We start from the raw sequence: 21,317 nt of genomic DNA, 5'->3' as shown, positions 1-21,317 counted from the left end.
TCACAGCGCGCGCTTGAGGATCTTGCCGCTGGCGCCGGTCGGCAGCTCGTCCCGGAACTCGACCGACCGCGGGTACTTGTAGGAGGCCACCCGCTCGCGGACGTACGCGATCAGCTCCTGCTCGGAGGCGTCGGCGCCCGGCCGCAGGGCGACGACCGCGTGCACCTCCTGGCCGAGCCGGTGGTCGGGGATCCCGATGACGGCGGCCTCGCGGACGGCGGGATGGGTGTAGAGCACGTCCTCGACCTCGCGGGGATGGATGTTGTAGCCGCCGCGGATGATCAGCTCGGAGGTCCGGCCGACGACGAACACGAAGCCGTCCTCGTCGATGTAGCCCCGGTCGCCGGTGTGGAGCCACCCGTCGACCAGCGTGGCGGCGGTGGTCTCCGGGTCGCCGCGGTAGCCCCGCATGACGTTGACGCCGCGCACCACGAGCTCGCCGAGGTGGTCGGGCCCGTGGGGGAGCCGGTGGCCGTCCGGGTTGCGGACCTCCACGTCGACCCCGTAGATGGGCTTGCCGGCGCTGTAGATGCGGCGGTCCTCGGCGCTGCTGTTGAACGTCGTCGTCGAGGCGGTCTCGGACAGGCCGTAGCCCTCGAGGACCACGATGCCGAACTCGCGTTCGACCGAGTCGAGCACCTCCGCGGGCATCGGGGCCCCGCCCGAGATGCCGACACGCAGGGCTTGCAGGTCACGGGTGGCCCGGTCGGGGTGCTCGAGCAGCGCGACGTACATGGTCGGGACGCCCTCGAACACGGTCACCCCGTCGCGCTCCATCACCTCGAGCACGCGCCCCGGCTCGAAGCGCGGCACCAGCGTCATCGTGGCGCCGAACCGCGCGCACACGTCCAGCTGGCTCGACAGGGCGAAGACGTGGAACAGCGGCAGCGCGACCATGACCACGTCGTCGTCGCGGATCCCGAACAGCCGGCCCGGGGTGTCGGCGTTCATGAACAGCTGGAAGTGGGTGAGCTCGGCGCCCTTGGGGCGACCGGTCGTGCCCGCGGTGTAGACCACCGCGGCCACGTCGCCGGGGTCGCGCGGGACGAGCACGCCGTCGGGGTCGTCGGGCGGGTCGGCCAGCAGCTCCTCGAAGGGCCGCCCCGGCAGGTCCTCGGCGTCGGGCCGGCCGAGGGTGAACACGTCGGTGACCCCGGCCTCGGCGGCGCCCTTGGCCGCGGCCTCGGCGCAGTCCTGCCAGGTCAGCAGGGTCCGGGCCTCCGAGTGCGCGAGCACGTAGGCGACCTCGCGGTCCTTGAACAGCACGTTCATCGGGACGGCGACGAGGCCGGCCTTGAGGATGCCGAACCAGGCGATCGCGAACTGCGGCACGTTGGGCAGCTGCAGCGCGACGGTGTCGCCCGGGCTCAGCCCGTGGCGGCGCAGACCCTCGGCCATCCGGTCGGCCGCCGCGTCGAGCTCGGCCCAGGTCAGCCGGTGCTCGTCGGCGATGATCGCGGTGTGGTCGGGACGCCGCCGCGCGGACTCGCGCAACAGGACGGCCAGGTTGAGGCTCATCGTGCCCTCCTCGGGCTCGGGGCTGACGGGTCGGGCGGGTCGGGCGGGCCGGGCGGGTCGGGCGGCGTGGGCCGGCGGCCGCACCGGCGGGAGCGCAGGACGGCGGCCAGCTCGTCGTCCAGCGCGCGGACCAGGACGCGGGCGTCGCCGACGCGGCACAGGTCGGCGCCGAAGCCGATCCGCACGGCGCCGGCGTAGCTGACGATGCAGGCGGTGAGCACCTGGTCGGCGCTGCACGGTGCCCAGCCGACGAGGCCGGTGACCTCGGCGCCGGCGAGCGCCATCGGGGTCCGCGGGCCGGGGACGTTGGTGATCACGCCGATGGCCTTGTCGGCGAGGAGGTCGCTCAGCGCGGTGCCGATCGACGTGGGCGCGCGGCCCAGGAGCCGCTGGAGCCCGTGGGTCAGCACCGGCTCCCAGCTGTGCCGGATGCGCTCGACGCGGGCGTGGACCTCCGCCAGCCGGGCGCGGAACGGGCCGCGCAGGGGCAGGGCGACGAGCACGAGCGCGAAGTGGTTGCCCAGGCGCTCGGGCGGCCCCGCCTCGAGGGGGTCGAGGTTGACCGGCACCATCCAGGCGAGGTCGGACGGCGTCGGGCCGCCGTGGGCCTCCCCGTGCGCGCGGGCGATGGCGCCCCCGAGCAGGGCGAGGCACACGTCGTTCACGGTCGCCCCGTCCTCGTGGGCCAGGTGGGCCAGCAGGTCGAGCGGGATCGCCTCGCTCCAGGCGGCCGTCTTCTCCGGACCGGGCGGCCCCGACCAGGCCGTGCGCGGGTTGACCCAGCCGAGGATCGCGACCGTCTCGATCGCGGTGTCGATCGCCGACGTCGCCAGCCGGAGGCCGGCGCCGACGGCACGCCACGGGCGGCGCCCGACGTCGAGCAGGGCGTCGAGGACGCCGGGCACGACCCCGTCGGCGCCGTGCGTCGCCACCGGCACCGCGTCGGCGCGGTCGCCGTCGAGGGGGTCGAGCAGGGCGAGCAGCAGCCGCGTCATGCGCACGCCGTCCGCGAGCGCGTGGTGCGCCCGGACGACCATCGCGCTGCCCCGGCCGTAGCCCTGGAGCAGGTGCACGGTCCACGGCGGGCGCGTGAGGTCGACCGGGGTGCTGCGCAGCCGGCCCACCTCCTGCTGCAGCACGGCGCGGGGCCGCCCGGGCGGGAGGGGTTCGACGAGCAGGTGGCGGTCGAGGTCGAAGTCCGGGTCCTCCTCCCAGACCGCGACGCCCGCCGCGTCGTCGAGCACGGGACGGCACCGGAAGACGGGGTGGGGGTCCACGACCCGCTCGAGGAGGAGGCGGCGCAGCGCCGCGGGGTCGACCGGGGTGGCCGTCCAGATGACCGAGACGATGCCGAGGACGTTGGTCGGCCGGTCGATCCGCAGCCAGAGCTCGTCCTCGGCGGCGATCGGGGTCCGCTCGGTCATGCCGACACCCTCCGGGAGGGCACGGACGCGGGGCAGGGACCGACGTCCCGGTCCTGCTGGACCGGGGGGCCCGGCGTGCCTACGATCCCGCGTTCGGGGGGCCACGGAGCGGAGGTGGTCCACATGACGGCCCGGCGCGAGGAACGACACGGGGACGACGGCCCGCCGGCGTGGCGCCCGGGCCAGGAGGCCCTCCGGGCGCCCGGGACGGGGGAGGAGCCCCCGTCGTGGCCGCTGTTCGTGACCGATCTGGGCCGGGCGCTCGGGGCGTCCGGCATCACCGCGCTCGGACGCTCGGTGCTGCGGGCCGCGCCGATCGGTGACGGTCATCCCGTCCTCGTCCTGCCCGGGCTCGGCGCGGGAGACGCGTCGACCCGGACGCTGCGCCGCGTCCTGCGGCACCGCGGCTACCGCGCCCACGGCTGGCACCTCGGCCGCAACCTCGGCCCGACCGCCGCGGTCGTGGAGGGCGTGCCCGCCCGGCTCGCCGAGCTCCACGAGCGCTACGGCCGTCGCGTGAGCATCGTCGGCTGGAGCCTCGGCGGGATCTATGCCCGCGACACGGCGCGCCGCGCGCCCGCCTTCACCCGGCACGTGATCACCCTGGGGAGCCCGGTCCGTCTGACCCACCCCGCCCAGACCCGGGCGATGGGCTTCTACCGGGCGGTGTCGGGCCGCCACGTCGCGGCGGAGGACATGCCGCCGCCCGAGGTCGAGCTGCCGCCCCTGCCGGTGCCGTGCACCTCGATCCTCTCCCCGTGGGACGGCATCGTGTCCTGGCGTGCCTGCCTGGAGCCGCCGGGGGAGCGGGCGGAGTCGATCGCGGTGGTCGGCAGCCACTTCGGCCTCGGCATGCACCCGGCCGTGCTCTGGGCGGTCGCGGACCGCCTCGCCCAGCCCGAGGGCACCTGGCGGCCGTTCAGCCCGCCGCCGGCGCTGCGGTGGCTCTACCCGACGCTCACGACCCCGTCGGCGGCACCGTTGGTCGACGTCGCCGGCTGAGCCGACGGCGCCGACGGGGTCTCCCGCGCCACGAAGGCGCCCAGGTCGCGGACGCTGTCCAGGAACTGGGCCGGGAAGACGATGGTGGAGTTGCGCTCGATGGCGATCTCCGAGAGCACCTGGAGGTTGCGCAGCTGCAGGGCGATCGGGTGCTCGGCGATGACGTCGGCGGCCTCGGCGAGCTTCCCGGCGCTGAGGGCCTCGCCCTCGGCGGCGATCACCTTGCCGCGCTTCTCGCGCTCCGCCTCGGCCTCGCGCGCCATGGCCCGCTGCATCGACTGGGGCAGCTCGATGTCCTTGAGCTCCACCAGCTCCACGAGCACGCCCCAGCGCTCGGTGACCCGATCCAGGATCTCCTTGATCGACTCGTTGAGGTCCTCGGTGTTCGACAGGACGTCGTCGAGCGCCGAGCGCCCCACGACGTTGCGCACCGTGGTCTGCGCGATCTGGCCGATCGCGGCCTGGACGTTCTCGATCGCGATGATGCACGCGACCGGGTCGACCCGGCGGAAGTAGGCGACGGCCGCGACACCGATGGACACGTTGTCGCGGGTGATGACCTGCTGGGACGGGATCGGCATCGTCACCGTCCGCAGGGACACCTTCTTCATCCGGTCCACCAGCGGGATCATGAACCGCAGGCCGGGCTCGCGGGTCGACCGCAGCCGCCCGAAGCGGAACACCACGCCGCGTTCGTAGTGGCGGACGATCGCCACACCGAGAAAGCTCATCACCGCTCCTCCGCCCGGGCCCGTCGGGGCCTGCCGGGCCAGTGACGCGCGGGGCCGGATCGACGGACAGGGCCCCACGCGCCGGATCGGCGGGACCGACGTCCCGGGAGCGGGTGCCGGTCGTTCCTGCCGCCCGCCCGACCCCGGTCCGACGCTCGGGGCGACGCCGCGTGCGCGACACCCCGCGATCCCCCGCGACACCCCGGGAGCCCCCATGACGTTCGACGACCGCGAGGACGCCGGGCACCGTCTCGCTCGGCGCCTGCGCCACCTGGCCGGCGAGGACGTGGTGGTCCTCGCGCTGCCGCGCAGCGGCGTCCCGGTCGCCGCCGTCGTCGCGCGGGCCCTGGACGCGCCCCTGGACGTCCTCGTGACCCGTCCCCTCGGGGTGCCGTTCCAGCCGGGGATCGCGATGGGGGCGATCGGGGAGGACGGTGCCCGCGTGGTCGATGAGGGCGTCGTCCGCACGGTCGGCGCGAGCGAGGCCGAGCTCACCGAGGTCGAGCACCGGGAACGGGTCCTGCTCGAGCGCGCGCTGCAGCGCTACCGCGCGGTGCGGGCCCGCGAGCCGCTCGCCGGACGGGTCGCGGTGATCGTCGACGACGGGGCCGTCGCCCCCTCCACGGTGCAGGTCGCCTGTCGGATCGCCCGCGCGCGGGCCGCGGCGCGGGTCGTGGTGGCCGTGCCGGCGTGCTCCGACGAGGCCCTCCCCACCCTGCGCGCGGCGGCCGACGAGCTCGTCGTCATCGACCGGCTCCGGCAGTACCACGTCGTCGGCGAGGCCTATGCCGACTTCCCGCTCGTCGGCGACGACGAGGTCGTGGCCCTGCTCTCACGAGGCGGTGCGACCCGGCCCGTGCGTCCGCTCGACGACGAGCCGACGGCGACGATCGCGGTGACCGTCGATCGGTGCCGGGTCCCCGGGCACCTCACGGTGCCGGTGGACGCGCGGGGGCTGGTCGTGCTGGCCGCGGCCAGTGGCAGCAGCCGCTTCGACGCCCGACAGCGCGAGACGGCCCGGTCCCTGCGGGCCGGCGGGCTCGCCACCCTGGTCGTGGACCTGCTCACCCCGCGCGAGGAGATCGCGCGCCGGTGCGTGTTCGACACCGACGTGCTCGCGACCCGCCTCGCCGGCGTCGTCGCCGACACCCGCCGGCGCGACGTGTGCCGGGACCTCCCGGTCGGCGTCCTCGCCGAGGGCGCGGCCGCGGCCGCGGCGTTCGTGGTGGCGGCGCGCCGGAGCGACATCGCGACGGTGGTGTCCTGCGACGGTCGGCCCGACCTCGTCACGCGGTGGCTCCCGCACGTCACGACACCCGTCCTGCTGGTGGTCGGCGACGGCGACCCTGCCCTCGCCGACCGGAACCGCGCGGCGCGGGCCGAGCTGGGCGGGGACAGCCGGCTCCGCGTGGTGATGGGCTCGGGTCACACGCACGGTGCGGAGGGCGAGCACTCCCCGCACGACATCCCGACGCGCCCGGTCGAGCTGGCCCGCGAGTGGTTCGTCCGGGCCCTGTCCCCGTCGGCGCAGCCCCTGGCGGTGGCGCCGTGACCGCCCGCCGGCCGGGCGGGACCCGGCGGCGTGCGGGGGCGAGCGTGGCGTTCCGGGACCGGACCGACGCCGGGCGCCGCCTCGCGCGCCGGCTGGCGCACCTGCGGGACGAGGCCCCCGTCGTCCTCGCGCTGCCGCGGGGCGGGTTCCCGGTCGCCGCCGAGGTGGCCCGGGAGCTCGACGCGCCGCTCGACGTCGTGCTCGTGCGCAAGCTCGGCGTGCCCCTGCAGCCGGAGCTCGCGATGGGGGCGGTCGGCGAGGGAGGCGTGCTCGTGCTCAACCAGGCGATCGTGGACCGCGCGGGCGTCGGGGAGGCCGAGCTCGCGGAGATCGTCGCGCGGGCGCGCACCGAGATCGCCCGGCGCGCCCGCCGGTTCCGTCCGCGCCGGGATCGCGTGCCGCTGGAGGGCCGCACCGCGCTGCTCGTCGACGACGGCGTCGCGACCGGGGCCACGGCGCGGGCGGCGTGCCGGGTCGTGCGGGCACAGGGCGCGACGAGGGTCGTGCTCGCGGCGCCCGTGTGCCTCGCGAGCACCGCGGGCCAGCTGCGCGCCGAGGTCGACGAGCTCGTGTGCCTGCAGACCCCGGAGGAGTTCTTCGGGGTGGGCACGTTCTACGCGGACTTCGTCCAGGTCCCGGACGACGAGGCGGTGGAGCTCCTGCGTCGCGCGGTCCCGCTGCCGGAGCGACGCGGGACGTGAGGCGGCGCGGCCCTCACGGGGCGTCGGCGCCGGCGGGCGGGTCGGTCGGCCCGGTGGGCCCGGTGGCGGCGGTCGCGGCGTCGGTCGCGGCGTCGGTCGCGGCGTCGGGGGTCGTCGAGTCCGGGGTCGTCGGGTCGGGGGAGACCGCGGCCGACACCGCCTGGGCCACGCCGACGGCGTCCCCGGCCCGGGTGCGCAGGGCGGCGGCCATCGCACTGATCAGCTCCGCGACCACCCCCCGCAGCTCGGGGTCGGCGAGGAGGCGGGGATCCGCGTGCTCGAGGGCGTGGCGCAGGTCCGCGGAGAACATCGAGAACATGGTGGTGATCGCGGCCCGCCCGCGCGGCGTGAGCTCGACCAGCAGCCGGCGCCGGTCCCGTGGGTGATCGCGTCGTGCCACGAGGTCGGCCTGCTCGAGGCGGTCGAGCAGGGAGGTCGCCGCGGCGGGGGAGAGCCCGGCGCGGGCCGCGACCACCGACGGCGACTGGGGCCCGTCGTGGAGGAGGTGCCCGAGCACCGCGGCCTCGGTGGTGCTGACGCCGGCCGCGGCCGCCATCGTCCGGCGGTAGCTGTCGGACGCGACGATCAGTTCACGGACCCGGCGGGCCAGTTCGTGCATCCGGCTCGTCTCCCGACGGTCGCGGACGGGGCCCGACGACGATAGCGGTCGACCCCGCTCGGGGCCCACACATCGAGGTCCGTCCGGTTCGGGACCAAGGTCCCTGGCGCGGCGCGCGCGCCGGGGCGCACACTGCGCGTCCGCCGCGGACCGTCCGCCCGATCGTTCGCGCGTCGGACGATCGCGCCGTCGTAAAGCTCGGTGAAGATGCGACGGACGGCGACTGCCGCAGGCGTGGGTCGCGTGCCTAACGTCGTCGTCACCCCCGGGCGTCCGCGACGTCCTTCCTGGCCCCGGGGACCGGCCGCCGGTGGTCGCGCCCCCCCGACCACCGGCGGCTCCCACCCTCACGACGGGATCGTCAATGTTCCTCGAGATGCACGGCATCGGCTGCGCGCACTGCGGTCAGGCGACCTGGGCCTGGGTCGACGACCGCCTCTGGCCCTGCGGGTGCTCCGTGGCCGCCCTGGGTCGGGACGCCGAGGCGCCGGCCCTCCTCGTCCCGCGACGGGCCCTCGTCCCGGGCGCCCGGCCCGGCCCGGACGCGGCCGTCCCGGCATGAGCGCGGCGTCGGGCGGGTCACGCCTGCCGACCCCGCCCCTGTGCGAGCGCTGCTGGTTCCCGGTGCGCCCGGGCGATCCGGTGCGTCGCCGTCTCGTGCAGTCTCCCGACGGGAGTGTCAGCGCCGGCTGGGAGCACGCCGGCGTCCCGTGCACGCCGCAGCAGCCCGTGGTCGAGGACGCCGCCTGAGGCCCGTCAGGGCCGCAGGCGTCCCATCTCCTGCTGGATCCGCTCCTCGGTGACCGGATCGGGTCGGTAGACGTCCCAGGCGTTAGCGGCGAGCCCGACGCCCCAGCCCAGGATGGGGAAGATCGGCCAGAACAGCGCCGCGCCCGTGATCGCCCAGATGACGACGAGCATGCTGTTCACGAGCACGTAGACGAAGCACGTGGGTGCGGAAGTCGGCGCGCTTGCGCAGCCGGGCGATGGCCCGCTCACGCAGTTCGTCGGGTGGCGGCGCCGGCGTGTCCCCGCCGCCGCCCTCGATGCGCTGGTCGTGCGTGGTCATGGCGGTCTCCTTCCGGTTCGTGGCGCCAGCCTGCGGGCGTGCCGAGGGACCGGGCAGGGTCGGAGGGACCGGCCGTCCGCCCGACTGGTCGCGCCGGCCCGGGACCATCGGCCCCTCGCCCTTCCCTCCCGGGCCCTTCGGCGCCCGATCGGGGCCCGACCGCCCCTGGCTCCGACCGCTCTCCGCGGTGGGCTGGCCGACGGGCGACCCGCCACCGGGCCCGCTGACCGGTCGAGGAGGAACCGTGCTCGAGAAGATGACCGACGTGCCGCCCGAGATCGTCGCCGTCCGCGCAGCGGGGGTGCTGACCCGCGGCGAGTACGACCGGGTCGTGCTCCCGATGCTGCAGGAGACCGAGCGCACGGACCGCCGGATGCGCATCCTCTGCCAGGTCGAGGACGACTACACCGGGCTCACCCCGCCGGCGCTGTGGGAGGACCTCCGGCTCGGCGTGCGCGCGATCGGGCGCTTCGCGGCGTGCGCGGTCGTCACCGACGTCTCCTGGATCCGCACCGCGTGCCGTCTCGCCGCCTTCGCGGTGCCGTACCCGCTGCGCGTGTTCGGCATCGCCGAGCGCGAGGACGCCGTGGCGTGGCTGCTTTCCCTGCCCGAGGCGCCCCGCATCCGGACGCGGACCGGACCCGGGACCGGCGTGGTCGTGGTCGAGGCCGACCGCCCGCTGCAGGCCGCCGACATCGACGCCCTCGCCGCCGTCGTCGACGAGCAGCTGGGGACCACACCGGAGCTGCGCGGCCTGGTCCTGCACGCACCCGGCGTGCCGGGCTGGGAGAACGTCGCCGCGCTGTGGCGCCACCTCGGCTTCGTGGCGGGGCACCAGCGCCGCATCCGGCGGCTGGCGCTCGCCGTCGACGGCACCGTCCCCACCGTGGGCGCGACGATCGCCGACAGGGCGCTGCACCCGGTCGTCCGCCACTTCCCGTCCGCGGACCTGGACGCGGCGATCGCCTGGGCCGCCGAGGAGGACGCGCGTCGGGACGGCGAGGTGCCGGCCGGCGCCGCCGGCTGACGGACCGGAGGTCCCCGGGCGCGGGGACCCTCGGCCGGTCGTTCGACCCTGCCGAGGGCCCTGCCGCGCGGCCGAGGCTCGTCACGAGGTCGCGGCGCGCCTGCCGGCCGCGGCCGCCCCGACGACAGGAGGCGGACATGTTGCGGAAGATCCCGGGGCTCCCGGACCGGATCGCGGGCTTCGACGCCGTCGGCCGGATCTCGGCGGACGACTACGCGGCGACGGTGGAGCCGCTCCTGGCCGAGGCCGAGGGCGAGGGCCGTCGCCTGCGGATCCTGCTGCGGATGGGACCGGAGTACGAGGGCTTCACGGCCGGCGCGGTGTGGGGCAAGGCCGAGGCGTGGATGCGCCACCCGCGGCTGTGGCGCTCCATCGAGGGCTACGCGCTCGTCAGCGACATCAGGTGGGTCGACGAGTTCGCCCACCTCGCGAGCTTCCTCGTGTCCTTCCCGATGCGCGTCTTCGGCGAGGACGGCTTCGACGAGGCCGTCTCCTGGCTCGAGGCCCTGCCGCACACCGCCGGCACGACCCACGACGAGGGCGCCGCGCCGGCGGCCGCGCCCTGACGGGCGGCCGCCGCGGGGTGCCGCCCACGACCCGGGAGGACAGCGTTGAGCACCACCACCGAGCGGCCGGCGACGGGCGTCGTGCGGCCCCTGGGCGACCTGCGCGCCACCGACGCCGAGGAGGTCGGGGGCAAGGCCGCCCACCTCGGTGAGCTGATCGCCGCGGGCTTCCCCGTCCCCGACGGGTTCGTCCTCCCGGCCGACGGCTACCGGTCGGCGATGGAGGCCGCCGGTGCGCGCGCCGCGCTCGCGGCCGGGCACGCGGAGGCGCTCGAGGCGCCGGCCGACCGCCTGCCCGACCTCTGCGCGGCGCTCGCCGACCGCGTCCGCGCGGCGGGGATGCCCCCGGCGCTCGCCGAGCACGTCCACGCGGCGTGGAAGGCCCTGGGCGAGCCCGTGGTCGCGGTGCGCTCGTCGGCGGTCGGCGAGGACGGCGCGCAGGCGTCCTTCGCCGGCATGAACGCCTCGTTCACCAACGTCCGTGACGGCGACGAGCTGGCGCGGCGGATCGTGGACTGCTGGGCGTCGCTGTTCGGCGCGCGGGTCGTCGCCTACCGCGCGGCCCGCGGGTTCCGGAGCGAGCCGGCCATCGCGGTCGTGGTGCAGGCGATGGTGCCCGCCGACCGCGCGGGCGTCGCGTTCACCGCCGACCCCCGCACCGGCGAGCGCGGACGCGTGCTGATCGAGGCGGCGTTCGGCCAGGGCGAGGTCGTGGTCGGCGGCACGGTCGAGCCGGACACCTACGAGGTCGACGGGGACGGGCGGCTGCGCTCGATGCGCGTCGGCACCCAGACCCACCAGGTCGTCCGAGGGCCCGACGGCGCCGACCTCACGGTGCCCCTCGACGCTGAACGCGGGGCCGCGCCCGTCCTGCGACCCGACGAGATCGTCGCGGTCGCGGCCCTCGCCCGCCGCGTGGAGGCCCACTACGGGCGGCCCCAGGACGTGGAGTGGGCGTTCGCCGGCGAGCGCCTGTGGCTCGTCCAGGCCCGCCCGGTCACGACCGGGCTCGACGACGGCTCGCGCGGCGCCGCCGCGGCCCTGCTGCGCGGCCTCCCGGCGACACCGGGGCGCGTCACGGGGCGGGTCCGGGTCCTGCGCACGCCCGACGAGGGCGCCGCGCTGCAGCCGGGCGAGGTGCTCGTCGCCCCGCTGACCAACCCCGACTGGCTGCCCACCCTGCGCCGCGCCGGCGCGATCGTCACCGACACCGGGGGCGCGACGTGCCACGCCGCGATCGCGGCGCGCGAGCTGGGCGTGCCCTGCGTCGTCGGCACCCGCGAGGGCACGAGCGTGCTGACCGACGGGCGGGTCGTCACCGTCGACGGCAGCACCGGCGAGGTCCTCGCCGGCGCGGTCGACACCGACGGCGCGGGCACGGGCGTCGTCGCCACCCGGCCCGCCGGCGCGCTCACGCGCCCGGCGGGTGCGGCCGGCGCCGCCCCGGAGGTGCCGGGCGGTGGGGTCGCCGCGCTCGGCACGGAGGTCCACGTCAACCTCGCGCTGCCCGAGGCGGCCGAGCGCGTCGCGGCCCGGCCCGGCGTGGACGGCGTCGGGCTGCTCCGCGCCGAGTTCCTCCTGACGGCGGCGCTCGGCGGGGTGCACCCGCGGGAGGTGGTGGCCCGCGGGGACCAGGAGGCGTTCGTCGACCAGGTCGCCGCCTCGGTCGGGACGATCGCCCGGGCGTTCGCCCCGCGCCCCGTGCTCTACCGGACCACCGACCTGCGCAGCAACGAGTTCCGGGGGCTGGTCGGGGGCGACCGGCACGAGCCGGTGGAGAGCAACCCGATGATCGGCTTCCGGGGCGCCTACCGGTACCTGCGCGAGCCGGAGGTGTTCGCGCTCGAGCTGCGCGCCCTCGCCCGCGTCCGGGAGCAGTCGCCGAACCTGCACGTGATGCTGCCGTTCGTCCGGACGCGCTGGGAGCTCGAGGCGTGCCTCGAGATCGTCGACGCCGGACCGCTCGGGCGACAGCGCGGCCTGCAGCGGTGGCTGACCGCCGAGGTGCCCTCGGTCGTGTACCGGCTGCCGGAGTACCTCGCCGCCGGCATCGACGGGGTCTCGATCGGTAGCAACGACCTCACCCAGCTGATGCTCGGGGTCGACCGGGACAGCGAGCGCTGTGCCGAGGTGTACGACGAGGGCGACGCCGCCGTGGTCGACGCCATCGAGCGGATCATCGCGACCGCGCGGGGCCGCGGGGTGCCGACGTCGCTGTGCGGCCAGGCGCCGACGCGCCGGCCGGAGTTCGTCGAGGTGCTGGTCCGGGCGGGGATCGACGCGGTGTCGGTGGACCCGCACGCCGTCGACGCGGTCCGGGCCGCGATCGGGCACGCCGAGCGGCGGGTGCTGCTCGACGCCGCGCGGGGGAGCGTCCGGGGCCGGGACTGACCCCGGGTCCTCCGACCCGCTCCCGGCCCGTGCGCCCGGGACGGGGCACCGGGCCCAAGGACCCTGCCGCGCTCCGGCGGGTCGGGTCACCGTCCCGGCATGACTCCCCACGCCACCGACCGTCCGGTCCCGCACGCCACGCCGTCCGCCGCCGACCGCGTCGCCCCGCCCGTCGTGGAGCTGCGCGGGACGATCGCCCGGGACCTCGCCCCGTACGTCCGCGACAAGGTCCTGCACGCCCTCGACCACGGCGTCCACCCGATCGGGGCGGCCCGCGTCCGCGTGGTCCGCCACGACGACCCGGCGCGGGAGCGGCCGGTGGTGGCGAGCGCGCACGTCGACCTCGCCGGTCGCCGCCTCCACGTGCACGTCGTCGGCAGCGAGCCCCGGGAGGCGGTGGACCTGCTCGTCGATCGGCTCCGCCGGCGCGTCGGTGACGTCCACGCCCGGCGCCGGCACCACCGCACCGGTGCCCCCGAGAGCGGGCGGGAGCCGGACGCGGCCGTCGACCGCCACGACGTCGTCCAGGCCGTGCCGACCTCCGTGACCGACGCGGTGGCCGTCATGGAGGCCCGCGACGAGGCCTTCCACCTCTTCGTCGAGCGGACCACGGGCCGGCGCGCCGTCGTCTACCGGGTCGGCGCCACCGGGCGTCGGCTGGCCCTGTCCGACGGCTCGGCCCCGGCCGCGTCGGAGCGGGACGGCCTGACGGTCAGCCCCGACCCCGCGCGCACGGCCAGCCCGGAGGAGGCGGTCGAGCACCTGCGCGTCTCCGGCTGGCCGTTCCTCTTCTTCCACGACCCCGAGCGCGGCCGCACCCGGGTCGTGCACCTCGACGACCGGGGACGCGCGGTGCTCGTCGACGTGGAGGCCGACGTGGAGGCCGACGTGGAGGCCGACGTGGAGGCCGACGTGGAGGCCGGCGCGGAGGCGGGCGCGGAGGCGGGTGGGCCCCGTCCGGCGCCGTGAGGCCCCGGGACGTCGCCGCCGGCCTCCTGGTGCTCGCGGCGGTCGTCGTGTGGCTGCTGGGCAGCACGACGGTGCTCGCGCCGTTCGACGGCGTGCGCGGGACCGCGCTGCTGGTCACGGCTCTCGGCGTGGCGGCCGCGGGCGTCGGTGGGGCCTGGGGCGGACCGATCGCGCCGGCGGCGATGCGGGCGCCCGCCGCGCTGGGTCTGCTCACGGGGATCGTCGCCGTGGTGACGATGGTGTCCGGCAGCCCCGCCGCCCTGTTCGCCCTCGTGCTGCTGACGGTGGTGCTGTGGCTGCTGGCGACGCTGCGCCACCTCACCGGGCCGCGGTAGGGCCTCGTTCAGGAGCCGGTGTCCGGGCCGGCCTCGGTGGGCTCGGTGGGCTCGGTGGGCTCGCTCGGCTCGCTCGTGGTGGGGCGCTCGGTGGTCGACGGGGTCGTCCACGGGGTGGTCGACGGGGTGGTCGACGGGGTGGTCGACGGGGTGGTCGACGGGCGCGTCGTGCCGGGCTCCCCGTCGGTCGGCACGACGTCGGGCGGCGCCGGCTCGACCGTGCCGCCGGACGCGGACGACCGGGTCGCCGCGACGGGGGAGACGCCGTCGGTCCGGGGTGTCGCCCGGACCCTCGTCGTCGGGGCGGGCGCGTCGGGTCGGAGCCCGGTGGTGCTGGGCGCCGCGGCGACGGGCGGGGCGGGCGGCGCGACGAGGGCCGACCCACCCGGGGCCGGGTCCCCGAGGAGGGCGACGGCCGTGGAGGCCCCCAGGACCATCCCCCCGAGCACCGCGCCCGCGGCGACCGTGCGGGCGAGCCGCCGGCGCGTCCGCCCCCTCGTCAGGCGGCCGTCCCCCGGGCCGCCACGGGACGCGGCCAGGATCGCGGCCAGCGTCGAGGCCACCTCGACGGCGTCGGGACGCTCGTCCGGCGCGACCACGGTCATCCGGGCGGCCAGCGCGTGCAGGGCGCGCGCATCCGCGGCGAAGGGGCGACGCACCGGCGCGTCGAGGAGCATCCGGCCGAGCGCGAAGACGTCCGCGGCGGGACCGGTGCGGCCCGTGGCCTGCTCGGGCGCCCGGTAGGGGCTGTCGTCGGCGAGCCCGGACCACTGCTCGACGAGGTCCGCGACACCGCACTCGGCGATGACCGGGTGGGGTCCGCCGAGCAGGACACGGCCCGGCGTGAGGGCTCCGTGGGCCGCGCCGTGCCGGTGGACCTCGGCGAGCGTGCGGGCCACGGCCCGCGCGAGCTCGGCGAGCTCGGGCACCGTCCAGCGCGTCGACAGCCGCTGTTCGAGCGTCGGTCCCGGGATGCGCTGGCAGACCAGGAAGACCTCGCCGTCGTGCACGCCGCCGTCGTAGAGCTCGGCGAGACCGGGCCGGTGCAGGTGCACCGGTGCCGTCGGGGCGAGCGACAGCGTCGGTCCGGGATCGGTCCCGGGCGCGGGCGCGACCAGCACGAGGGCGACGGCGCGTTGCAGGCGCGTGTCCCACGCCTCGTGCACCCGTCGCCGTCGGTCGGCGGTCAGCAGCCGCACGAGCCGGTAGCGCGCGCCGACGAGCGGCGCGTCGGCGTCCTCGATCGCCGGGTCCGTGGCGGCCTGTTGCTCGACCAGGTGCACGACGATCCCCCCCACGATTCGGCTACCGGGAGCGTGGCCGGGAGCCGGAGAGGGCGACACGGCCGCCGGCACCGTCACGGACGGGACGGGATACCGGTCCACGGCGGGCCGTTCGTCCCTGGAGACGCGCACCGCGCCGCCACAGCCTCGGTGGCGGAGGTGGAGACCATGGCAATCACCCGACGCGCGCCCATGACCTCGGGCGACGTCTTCCGGCAGTTCGACCGCATGTTCGACGACTGGATGCGGGCGTTCCCGGCCCGCATGTGGGACCGGCCCGCGATGCAGGCCCCCGAGGAGATCATCAAGGTCGACGAGTACCGCGAGGACGGCGACCTCGTGATCAAGGCGGAGATCCCGGGCATCGACCCGGAGAAGGACCTGCGTCTGACCATCGACAACGGGCTCCTCGACCTGCGTGCCGAGCGCAGGATCACCGAGGACACCGAGGACAAGGGCTACCACCGGCACGAGCTGCGCTACGGGACCTTCGCCCGCCGCCTGCCCCTGCCGGAGGGGGTGGACCCGGCGGCCGTGACGGCGTCCTACACCGACGGCATGCTCACGGTCCGGATCCCGATGCCCGCGGTGGAGAAGGGCCCCGAGCCCACGACCATCCCGATCGAGAAGGGCTGACGGCCCGCGGCGTCGTCCGCACCCCGAGCCCGCACCCCGAGGTCGGGTCGCCGGTCGGCGGCCCGACCTCGGCGTGCGCTCAGGTCGCTCCCGCCCGGCCCGGGAGGTCGCGGGGGAGATCGCCGGACAGGTCCCGGCGGGCGGCGTCGAGGAACACGTCCTCGGCACCGTCGTCGACGAGCGAGCCGACGGGGCGCTCGCCCTCGAGGGGGACGGCGAGGCGGTGCGGTCGCCCGACCTCGTCGTCGCCGAGCCCCACCGGGCCGGCCTGCCGTCGCTCCAGGTGCTCGAGACGGACCTCCACCCGCCGCACGAGGTCGATCAGGTCGTCGAGCCGACCGAGCACCGCCTCCACCGCGGCCACCGCGTCCTTCTCCATCTCTCTCGACCACCGTCTCTCTCCGGCTCGGGCCGGACCGGGGACTACAGGTAGGGCGCCGACGTCGGTCGGGCCTCGCGCTGCTGCGCCTCCTGCCGCAGCCGCTCGAGCTGCGAGCGCTGAGCCATCTGCTCGGCGGCGAACGCCATCTGGGCGCCCTGGAACAGGCCCTCCAGCCAGCCGACGAGCTGGGCCTGGGCGATCCGCAGTTCCAGGTCGCTCGGTACCTCGTCGGCGGGCAGGCCGACGTCGAGGGCCTGGAGCTCCGCCCGCAGCTCGGGACCGAGGTGGGTGACGAGCTCGTCGACGGCCAGGGTGCGCAGATCGCGGACCTGCTGCCGGGCACCCTCGTCGAGCGGGGTCTCCCGGACCTCCTCGAGCACCTTGCGGATCATGGTGCCGATCCGCAGGAGCGGTCCGGCGTCGATGACCTCCCGGTCGGTGTCCGCGGCGGCCTCGGGCTCGGCGCGGACCGCCCGCGGCACGGACGGGGCCGGGACGGCCGGCGGGGCACCGTCACGCGACCAGCGCCGGGTGTCGTGGACGACGGGACCCGTGACCGGCGCGCTCGTGGCGGCGCCCGCGGCCTCGCCGCGGCCGTCGGTCCCGTGGTCCTGGCTCGTCACGACCATGTCTCCTCCAGGCGTTCGTCGACCGCTCGAGGATCCGCCCCGCCGCGGGCACGGGACCAGGGGCGGACGGCCCCTCCCCGCCGGGACCCGTCCTTGCGTCGGACCGCGGCCGGACGCCACCGGTCACGGCGACGTGGGGGCGGCGCCGATCACCCCTGGAGCTCGACCGGCTGGCCGGTCGCCCGCTCGATGTCGCCGATCGCGGCCTCGAGCAGGCGGTGCTGGAGGTCGCCGAGCGCCCGCGCCACCGCGAGCTCCGCCCCGATCTCGGGCACGTCGCGGTCGGCGGGGTTGCGCCGCGCCGTCCCGCGACCCTCGAGCGCCGTCGCGTCCCGGGTGTGGAGGCGCGCCACGGCGTGGGTGGTCTTCTCGTGCTCCTCGATGTCGATGGACGTCGTCCACTGCTCGGTGTGGATCATAATCGATCTCCCTCGTCGTCGCGGGCCGCGGACGCGGCCCACGTCGGTGTCGTGCCGGGAACGGGTTCTCCGGGTGGTCGTCGCGGTCCTCCGTGCCACCACCAGTCCGGCGGCGGGGGCTCGTCGGCCCCCGGGTCGCGGCGCTCCGCGGTGTCCGACCGAGCGTCCGGCGGTCGGGGGGAGGACGTCCCCGCGCTCCGCAGGAGCTCCTCCACCTCGGCCCGGGACACGACACCCACGGGCACGCCGTCGTCGACGACGACGAGCCGGCCCCCGGGGGACGCGAGGTCGCCGAGGAACCGGGCGAGCGCGTCGTCCGGACGTACCGTCGCCAACCGGGACGGCGGTACGACGACGGGCCGCCGTCTCGCGCGCGGGCCGCCGGGCCCCGCGGTGAGGAGCCGCAGCCGCTCCGGGGGCACGTAGCCGGACGGGCCACCGCCGGGTCCGGTCAGCAGGACACCCCCGGCCGCGGCGTGGGGCGCGCTCGCCGCCGCGGCCAACGACCCGGGGGAGGCGTCGTCCGCGAGCACCACCGGCGCGGGCGTGGCGACCTCGCCGACGGTGACCCCGTCGAGGACGCGGCCCTCCCGCGCGCGCCGTTCCTCCTCGCCGGCGGCGACGCCGATGAACCAGCCGACCAGGGCGAGCCAGAGCCCACCCAGCCCCACCCCGAGGGCGAGCACGAGGCCGCCGACGACGAGGAGCGCCGCGAGCACGCGGCCGGACCGTGCGGCGGCGATCGCGGCCGACCACCGGTCGCCCCGCAGCGCCCACAGCGTCGCCCGCAGCACCCGCCCCCCGTCGAGGGGCGCGGCCGGCAGGAGGTTGAACACCGCCAGCACGAGGTTCACCAGGGCCAGCTCGACGAGGACCGCGACCACCAGGTCGGGGGCCACCGGCCGCGCGAGCACCGTGCCGAGTCCGGCGAGCGCGGCGAGGGCCGCGCTGACCAGCGGGCCGACCACCGCGATCCGCAGCTCCGCCCCCGGTCGCTCCGGCTCGCCGCGCATGTGGGTCGCGCCGCCGAGCAGCCAGAGCGTGATGCCCTCGACCTCCGCGCCCGACGCCCGCGCCACCAGGGCGTGGGCCACCTCGTGGGCGAGGAGCGACGCCATGAGCAGGACCGCGACCGACACCCCGGCGAGCGCGTACGCGAGCGGACCGCGGCCGGGCGCGAGCAGCGGGAGCTCGGAGCGCGCCATGACGAGGGCGAGCAGCGCCACGATGCCCAGCACGCTCCAGTGCGCCGCGACGGGGACGCCGGCCACGCGGCCGAGCGGGACCAGGCCCGGGCCGGGCCGTGGTCTCCGTGGTCTCCGTGGTCTCCCCACGGCCTGCGTGTCCGTCATGGCCGTGCGTACGGCACCGGGCCGTAGCCCTCCGGCGCCCGGTCCAGGAGCGCCTCGAGCTGCGCCCGGGGCAGCAGCCCGGCCTGCCCGCCGACACGCTGGACGACGCTCATCGCGTTGACGGGAGCCCACCGCAGCGCCGTCCGGAAGGTCTCGCCCCGGACCAGTGCCGCCACCAGCGTCGACGCGAACGCGTCACCGGCGCCGGTCCGCTCCACCGGCGGGCCGGGGTCCGGGTAGGTGGGCATCCAGAGGTGCTCCTCGCCGTCGGCGGCGTACGCGCCGTCGGGGCCGTCGGTGACGACGACCTTCGACGGGCCCAGGGCGTGGAGGCGTGCGAGGAGGTCGTGCACGTCGGCGTGGTCGCCGCCGGTGACCGTCACGGCCTCCTCGCGATTCATGATCACGACCTCGCTGCGCGCGTAGACCGCACGCAGCGGGGCGACGCCCGCCCGGATCTGCAGCGTCCCGGGCTGGAAGGCCAGCCGGACGTCGGGATGCGCGCCCAGCCAGCGGGCGATCTCGTCCTGGTAGGCGTCGGCGTGCTCGGACAACGAGCTGAAGTAGACCCACCGCGGCGGGGGATCCGGGTCCGGCCACCGGTAGGCGAACTCGTGGTGCTTGACGAGGATCGTGCGCTCGGCGCCGTGGCGGAGCACGAAGTGGTGGTTGCTCTGCTGGTCGGGGTGGACGTGGACGAGGCCGGTGTCGACGCCGTGCTCGAGCAGGCGCGCCGCGATGCGCTGCCCGGTGTCGTCCTTGCCGACGTCGGTGGCGATCGCCGCGTCCAGGCCCAGGCGCGTGCAGGCCACGGCCGCGTTCGCGGCGTTGCCTGCCGCGTCGAAGTCGCGGAACCCGGCGAACGGCAGCTTCGCGCCCGAGCGCATGGCGAGCCACGGGCCGTCGTCGTCGGTGTAGGTGATCGTGTTGTCGTCCCGGATCAGCTCGATCGCGGTGTCGGTGACGACGTCGCCGACGCACAGGACGTCCCGCGGGACGACCGCCGTCACGGCGCCTCCTCCGGGGCGAGCCGGAGCAGGCCGATGGGGTTGCCGTCCGGGTCGGCGAACATGGCGACCTCGCCCATGTCGCCGATCGGCGCCGGACCCATGATCCGGCTGCCGCCGAGCTCCTCGGCGCGCTCGAGCGATTTCTCGAGGTCGTCGACCTGGACGTACACGGTGACCCACGGCCGCACGCCGTCGGGGGCCTGCATGATGCCGCCCCCGATGCCGGTGCTGCCGCCGGTGGAGACCACGCCGTAGCCGTGGTCCTCGGTCGTCACCGACCAGCCGAAGAGCTCTGCGTAGAACCGGCGGGAGCGCGCGCCGTCGGCGCCCCCGATCTCGAAGTGCAGGACCGGGTTGCTCATGGCGTCTCCTCGTCATCCGTCGTCGGCTCGTCGCCCTCCACGGTCGTGCCGAGGCCGCCGGCGGACAGGGGCCTCGGGTCCCGTCGCGGCCGAGTCGGAGGTCCCTGGACCGGCGCCCCCGGCGCGCGACGCTCGGGGGGAGGCACCGTCGACGAGGAGGTCCGGGATGCAGGCGCGGGTCGGGAACTGGTTGATCGTGGAGGGGCTCACCGACGAGTCACCGCGGCGGCAGGGGCAGATCGTGGGCGTCGAGCACGCCGACGGCAGCCCGCCGTTCTGGGTGCGGTGGCTCGACGACGACCACCGCAGTCTCGTCTTCCCCGGGCCGGACGCCCGGGTCGAGGAGCACCCCCACCACCCCGCGGTGCGCGGCGTCTCCTGACGGGCGGGTGCGAGGCGCCCCGCCGATCCTCGGGCAGGCCTCGACACGGATCGGCCCGGACCGCGCTCGTCGAGCGGGGCCGGGCCCGTCCGCGCCGAGGGTCGCGTCACCCGCGCTCGTGGTCGACCAGGCCGAACCGGTGCCGCCAGACCTCCGCCGAGGTGAGCTCGCCCTGCGCGACGCAGCGCAGGACGTCGCGGCGGGCGAGCATGCCGACCAGCCGCCCGCCCTCCACGACCGGGACCGCGCGGAGCCGGTGGTCGAGCATCGTGCCGACGACGTCGGCGACGTCGGCACCGGGCTCGCAGGTCATCGGCGAGCGGGTCATGACGTCACCGACGCGGCCGGCGTGCGCGGCCGCGGTGCCGCCGTCCTGCGCCGGGATGCGGCCCCGCACGAGGTCCGCCTCGCCCACGATGCCGACCAGACCCTCGGCGTCGTCCTCGATCGGCATCGACGAGAACCCGCGTTCGACCATCAGGGAGGCGGCCTCGGAGACCGGGGTGTCCGGCCGCACGCTCACCACCGGGTGGCTCATGATGTCTCGGACCTTCACAGGGACCTCCTGGGTGTCGGGCCGCTTCGGCGCGGCCTGGGGGCAGTGCAGCCCGCCGGCGGCGGAACGGCCCAGGGCCGTTGGTCGCGCGGGCGCGACCCGAAGGGCTCGCGGGGTGACCGTCGGCGGGCCGGCGATCGGCGCCCGGTCAGCCACCGCTCAGGACACGGCGGCGCTCGGCGTACTCGTCGGCGTCGATCTCGCCCCGCGCGAAGCGCCGGTCGAGGATGTCCCGGGCCTCGCCGCGCGGCCCCGGGCCGCCGGAGGTCCCGCCCGGCGCGACCCGCAGCCAGCGCACGACGCCGACGACGATCGCCACGACCAGCACCCACCACAGCACGGCGCTGACGCCCATCAGCGGGACCATCCACCCGCCGTCCCAGCCGTAGCCCCACATCACGG

26 protein-coding genes are annotated in these 21,317 nt (G+C 76.7%); 12 read left to right on the top strand and 14 right to left on the bottom strand.

The window, feature by feature from the left end; genetic code table 11:
- The gene (locus PGB27_RS21690; protein WP_274202497.1) at positions 1-1,518 is read right to left on the bottom strand and encodes a long-chain-fatty-acid--CoA ligase; all 1,518 of its coding nucleotides are present in this window, start codon (positions 1,516-1,518) and stop codon (positions 1-3) included.
- Positions 1,515-2,942 (bottom strand): WS/DGAT domain-containing protein, encoded by a 1,428-nt coding sequence (locus tag PGB27_RS21685; protein WP_274202496.1) that lies wholly within the window; start codon positions 2,940-2,942, stop codon positions 1,515-1,517. The genes PGB27_RS21690 and PGB27_RS21685 overlap by 4 nt, the downstream gene beginning before the upstream one ends.
- Positions 2,943-3,065: 123 nt before the next feature.
- On the opposite strand from PGB27_RS21685, the gene PGB27_RS21680 reads away from it, so the two are divergent.
- The gene (locus PGB27_RS21680; protein WP_274202495.1) at positions 3,066-3,944 is read left to right on the top strand and encodes an esterase/lipase family protein; all 879 of its coding nucleotides are present in this window, start codon (positions 3,066-3,068) and stop codon (positions 3,942-3,944) included.
- Here PGB27_RS21680 and PGB27_RS21675 read toward each other — a convergent pair.
- The gene (locus PGB27_RS21675) at positions 3,890-4,675 is read right to left on the bottom strand and encodes a slipin family protein (protein ID WP_274202494.1); all 786 of its coding nucleotides are present in this window, start codon (positions 4,673-4,675) and stop codon (positions 3,890-3,892) included. The two genes, PGB27_RS21680 and PGB27_RS21675, sit on opposite strands and share 55 nt — an antisense overlap.
- Positions 4,676-4,889: 214 nt before the next feature.
- On the opposite strand from PGB27_RS21675, the gene PGB27_RS21670 reads away from it, so the two are divergent.
- Positions 4,890-6,227 (top strand): phosphoribosyltransferase family protein, encoded by a 1,338-nt coding sequence (locus PGB27_RS21670; RefSeq protein WP_274202493.1) that lies wholly within the window; start codon positions 4,890-4,892, stop codon positions 6,225-6,227.
- Positions 6,224-6,928, top strand: a complete 705-nt coding sequence (locus PGB27_RS21665; RefSeq protein ID WP_274202492.1) for a phosphoribosyltransferase — start codon at positions 6,224-6,226, stop codon at positions 6,926-6,928. The genes PGB27_RS21670 and PGB27_RS21665 overlap by 4 nt, the downstream gene beginning before the upstream one ends.
- Before the next feature lie 13 nt (positions 6,929-6,941).
- Here the strand turns inward: PGB27_RS21665 and PGB27_RS21660 are convergent, their stop codons facing one another.
- Positions 6,942-7,547 carry a MarR family winged helix-turn-helix transcriptional regulator gene (locus tag PGB27_RS21660; RefSeq protein ID WP_274202491.1) on the bottom strand — a complete coding sequence of 202 codons (606 nt, stop codon included), beginning with the start codon at positions 7,545-7,547 and terminating at the stop codon, positions 6,942-6,944.
- A gap of 364 nt (positions 7,548-7,911) precedes the next feature.
- Here PGB27_RS21660 and PGB27_RS21655 point away from each other — a divergent pair, with 364 nt between their 5' ends.
- Positions 7,912-8,109 (top strand): hypothetical protein, encoded by a 198-nt coding sequence (locus PGB27_RS21655; RefSeq protein WP_274202490.1) that lies wholly within the window; start codon positions 7,912-7,914, stop codon positions 8,107-8,109.
- Positions 8,106-8,297, top strand: coding sequence for a hypothetical protein (locus PGB27_RS21650; protein ID WP_274202489.1), 192 nt, complete (start codon positions 8,106-8,108; stop codon positions 8,295-8,297). Before PGB27_RS21655 ends, PGB27_RS21650 begins: the two co-directional genes overlap by 4 nt.
- Before the next feature lie 6 nt (positions 8,298-8,303).
- On the opposite strand, the gene PGB27_RS21645 is transcribed toward PGB27_RS21650, so the two are convergent.
- Positions 8,304-8,483, bottom strand: a complete 180-nt coding sequence (locus PGB27_RS21645; RefSeq protein ID WP_274202488.1) for a 2TM domain-containing protein — start codon at positions 8,481-8,483, stop codon at positions 8,304-8,306.
- A 377-nt stretch (positions 8,484-8,860) separates the two neighbouring features.
- Here PGB27_RS21645 and PGB27_RS21640 point away from each other — a divergent pair, with 377 nt between their 5' ends.
- The 5 genes from PGB27_RS21640 to PGB27_RS21620 all read left to right on the top strand — a co-directional run bounded on the left by PGB27_RS21640 (position 8,861) and on the right by PGB27_RS21620 (position 13,904).
- Positions 8,861-9,643, top strand: coding sequence for a SpoIIAA family protein (locus PGB27_RS21640; RefSeq protein WP_274202487.1), 783 nt, complete (start codon positions 8,861-8,863; stop codon positions 9,641-9,643).
- Positions 9,644-9,780: 137 nt separating this feature from the next.
- Positions 9,781-10,209 carry a SpoIIAA family protein gene (locus tag PGB27_RS21635; protein ID WP_274202486.1) on the top strand — a complete coding sequence of 143 codons (429 nt, stop codon included), beginning with the start codon at positions 9,781-9,783 and terminating at the stop codon, positions 10,207-10,209.
- A gap of 45 nt (positions 10,210-10,254) precedes the next feature.
- Complete coding sequence (ppsA, locus tag PGB27_RS21630) at positions 10,255-12,600, top strand: phosphoenolpyruvate synthase (RefSeq protein WP_408630107.1); 2,346 nt, start codon at positions 10,255-10,257, stop codon at positions 12,598-12,600.
- 99 nt (positions 12,601-12,699) lie between these two features.
- A complete protein-coding gene (locus tag PGB27_RS21625; RefSeq protein ID WP_274202485.1) occupies positions 12,700-13,569 on the top strand; it encodes a sigma 54 modulation/S30EA ribosomal C-terminal domain-containing protein in 870 nt (289 codons plus the stop codon).
- Entirely contained in the window at positions 13,566-13,904 is a 339-nt protein-coding gene (locus PGB27_RS21620) for a hypothetical protein (protein WP_274202484.1), read from the top strand. Before PGB27_RS21625 ends, PGB27_RS21620 begins: the two co-directional genes overlap by 4 nt.
- A gap of 8 nt (positions 13,905-13,912) precedes the next feature.
- Here PGB27_RS21620 and PGB27_RS21615 read toward each other — a convergent pair whose 3' ends face one another.
- Positions 13,913-15,202 carry a protein kinase family protein gene (locus PGB27_RS21615; protein ID WP_274202483.1) on the bottom strand — a complete coding sequence of 430 codons (1,290 nt, stop codon included), beginning with the start codon at positions 15,200-15,202 and terminating at the stop codon, positions 13,913-13,915.
- Positions 15,203-15,355: 153 nt separating this feature from the next.
- On the opposite strand from PGB27_RS21615, the gene PGB27_RS21610 reads away from it, so the two are divergent.
- Positions 15,356-15,823, top strand: coding sequence for an Hsp20/alpha crystallin family protein (locus PGB27_RS21610; RefSeq protein ID WP_274202482.1), 468 nt, complete (start codon positions 15,356-15,358; stop codon positions 15,821-15,823).
- A 79-nt stretch (positions 15,824-15,902) separates the two neighbouring features.
- Here the strand turns inward: PGB27_RS21610 and PGB27_RS21605 are convergent, their stop codons facing one another.
- From PGB27_RS21605 to PGB27_RS21580, 6 genes are all read right to left on the bottom strand, one after another.
- Positions 15,903-16,202: a hypothetical protein gene (locus PGB27_RS21605; RefSeq protein WP_274202481.1), complete on the bottom strand. Its 300-nt coding sequence runs from the start codon at positions 16,200-16,202 to the stop codon at positions 15,903-15,905.
- 44 nt (positions 16,203-16,246) lie between these two features.
- Complete coding sequence (locus tag PGB27_RS21600; RefSeq protein ID WP_274202480.1) at positions 16,247-16,828, bottom strand: proteasome activator; 582 nt, start codon at positions 16,826-16,828, stop codon at positions 16,247-16,249.
- 155 nt (positions 16,829-16,983) lie between these two features.
- The gene (locus tag PGB27_RS21595; RefSeq protein WP_274202479.1) at positions 16,984-17,253 is read right to left on the bottom strand and encodes a DUF1876 domain-containing protein; all 270 of its coding nucleotides are present in this window, start codon (positions 17,251-17,253) and stop codon (positions 16,984-16,986) included.
- A complete protein-coding gene (locus PGB27_RS21590) occupies positions 17,250-18,524 on the bottom strand; it encodes a site-2 protease family protein (protein WP_274202478.1) in 1,275 nt (424 codons plus the stop codon). Before PGB27_RS21590 ends, PGB27_RS21595 begins: the two co-directional genes overlap by 4 nt.
- Before the next feature lie 77 nt (positions 18,525-18,601).
- Positions 18,602-19,615, bottom strand: a complete 1,014-nt coding sequence (locus PGB27_RS21585) for a carbohydrate kinase family protein (RefSeq protein WP_274202477.1) — start codon at positions 19,613-19,615, stop codon at positions 18,602-18,604.
- Positions 19,612-19,977 (bottom strand): VOC family protein, encoded by a 366-nt coding sequence (locus tag PGB27_RS21580; protein WP_274202476.1) that lies wholly within the window; start codon positions 19,975-19,977, stop codon positions 19,612-19,614. Before PGB27_RS21580 ends, PGB27_RS21585 begins: the two co-directional genes overlap by 4 nt.
- 166 nt (positions 19,978-20,143) lie before the next feature.
- On the opposite strand from PGB27_RS21580, the gene PGB27_RS21575 reads away from it, so the two are divergent.
- Complete coding sequence (locus tag PGB27_RS21575) at positions 20,144-20,359, top strand: DUF1918 domain-containing protein (protein ID WP_274202475.1); 216 nt, start codon at positions 20,144-20,146, stop codon at positions 20,357-20,359.
- A gap of 106 nt (positions 20,360-20,465) precedes the next feature.
- On the opposite strand, the gene PGB27_RS21570 is transcribed toward PGB27_RS21575, so the two are convergent.
- Together PGB27_RS21570 and PGB27_RS21565 are read right to left on the bottom strand one after the other, a co-directional pair.
- Positions 20,466-20,915 (bottom strand): CBS domain-containing protein, encoded by a 450-nt coding sequence (locus PGB27_RS21570; RefSeq protein WP_274202474.1) that lies wholly within the window; start codon positions 20,913-20,915, stop codon positions 20,466-20,468.
- Between the two features lie 148 nt (positions 20,916-21,063).
- On the bottom strand, positions 21,064-21,315 hold the full coding sequence (locus PGB27_RS21565) for an SHOCT domain-containing protein (protein WP_408630106.1): 252 nt from the start codon (positions 21,313-21,315) through the stop codon (positions 21,064-21,066).
- Positions 21,316-21,317 lie beyond the last annotated feature (2 nt).

The organism is Actinomycetospora lemnae (assembly GCF_028737315.1).
GTDB lineage: Bacteria > Actinomycetota > Actinomycetes > Mycobacteriales > Pseudonocardiaceae > Actinomycetospora > Actinomycetospora lemnae.
Note: the sequence above shows the minus strand (reverse complement) of the source record. Positions and strands in the feature narration are given on the sequence as shown.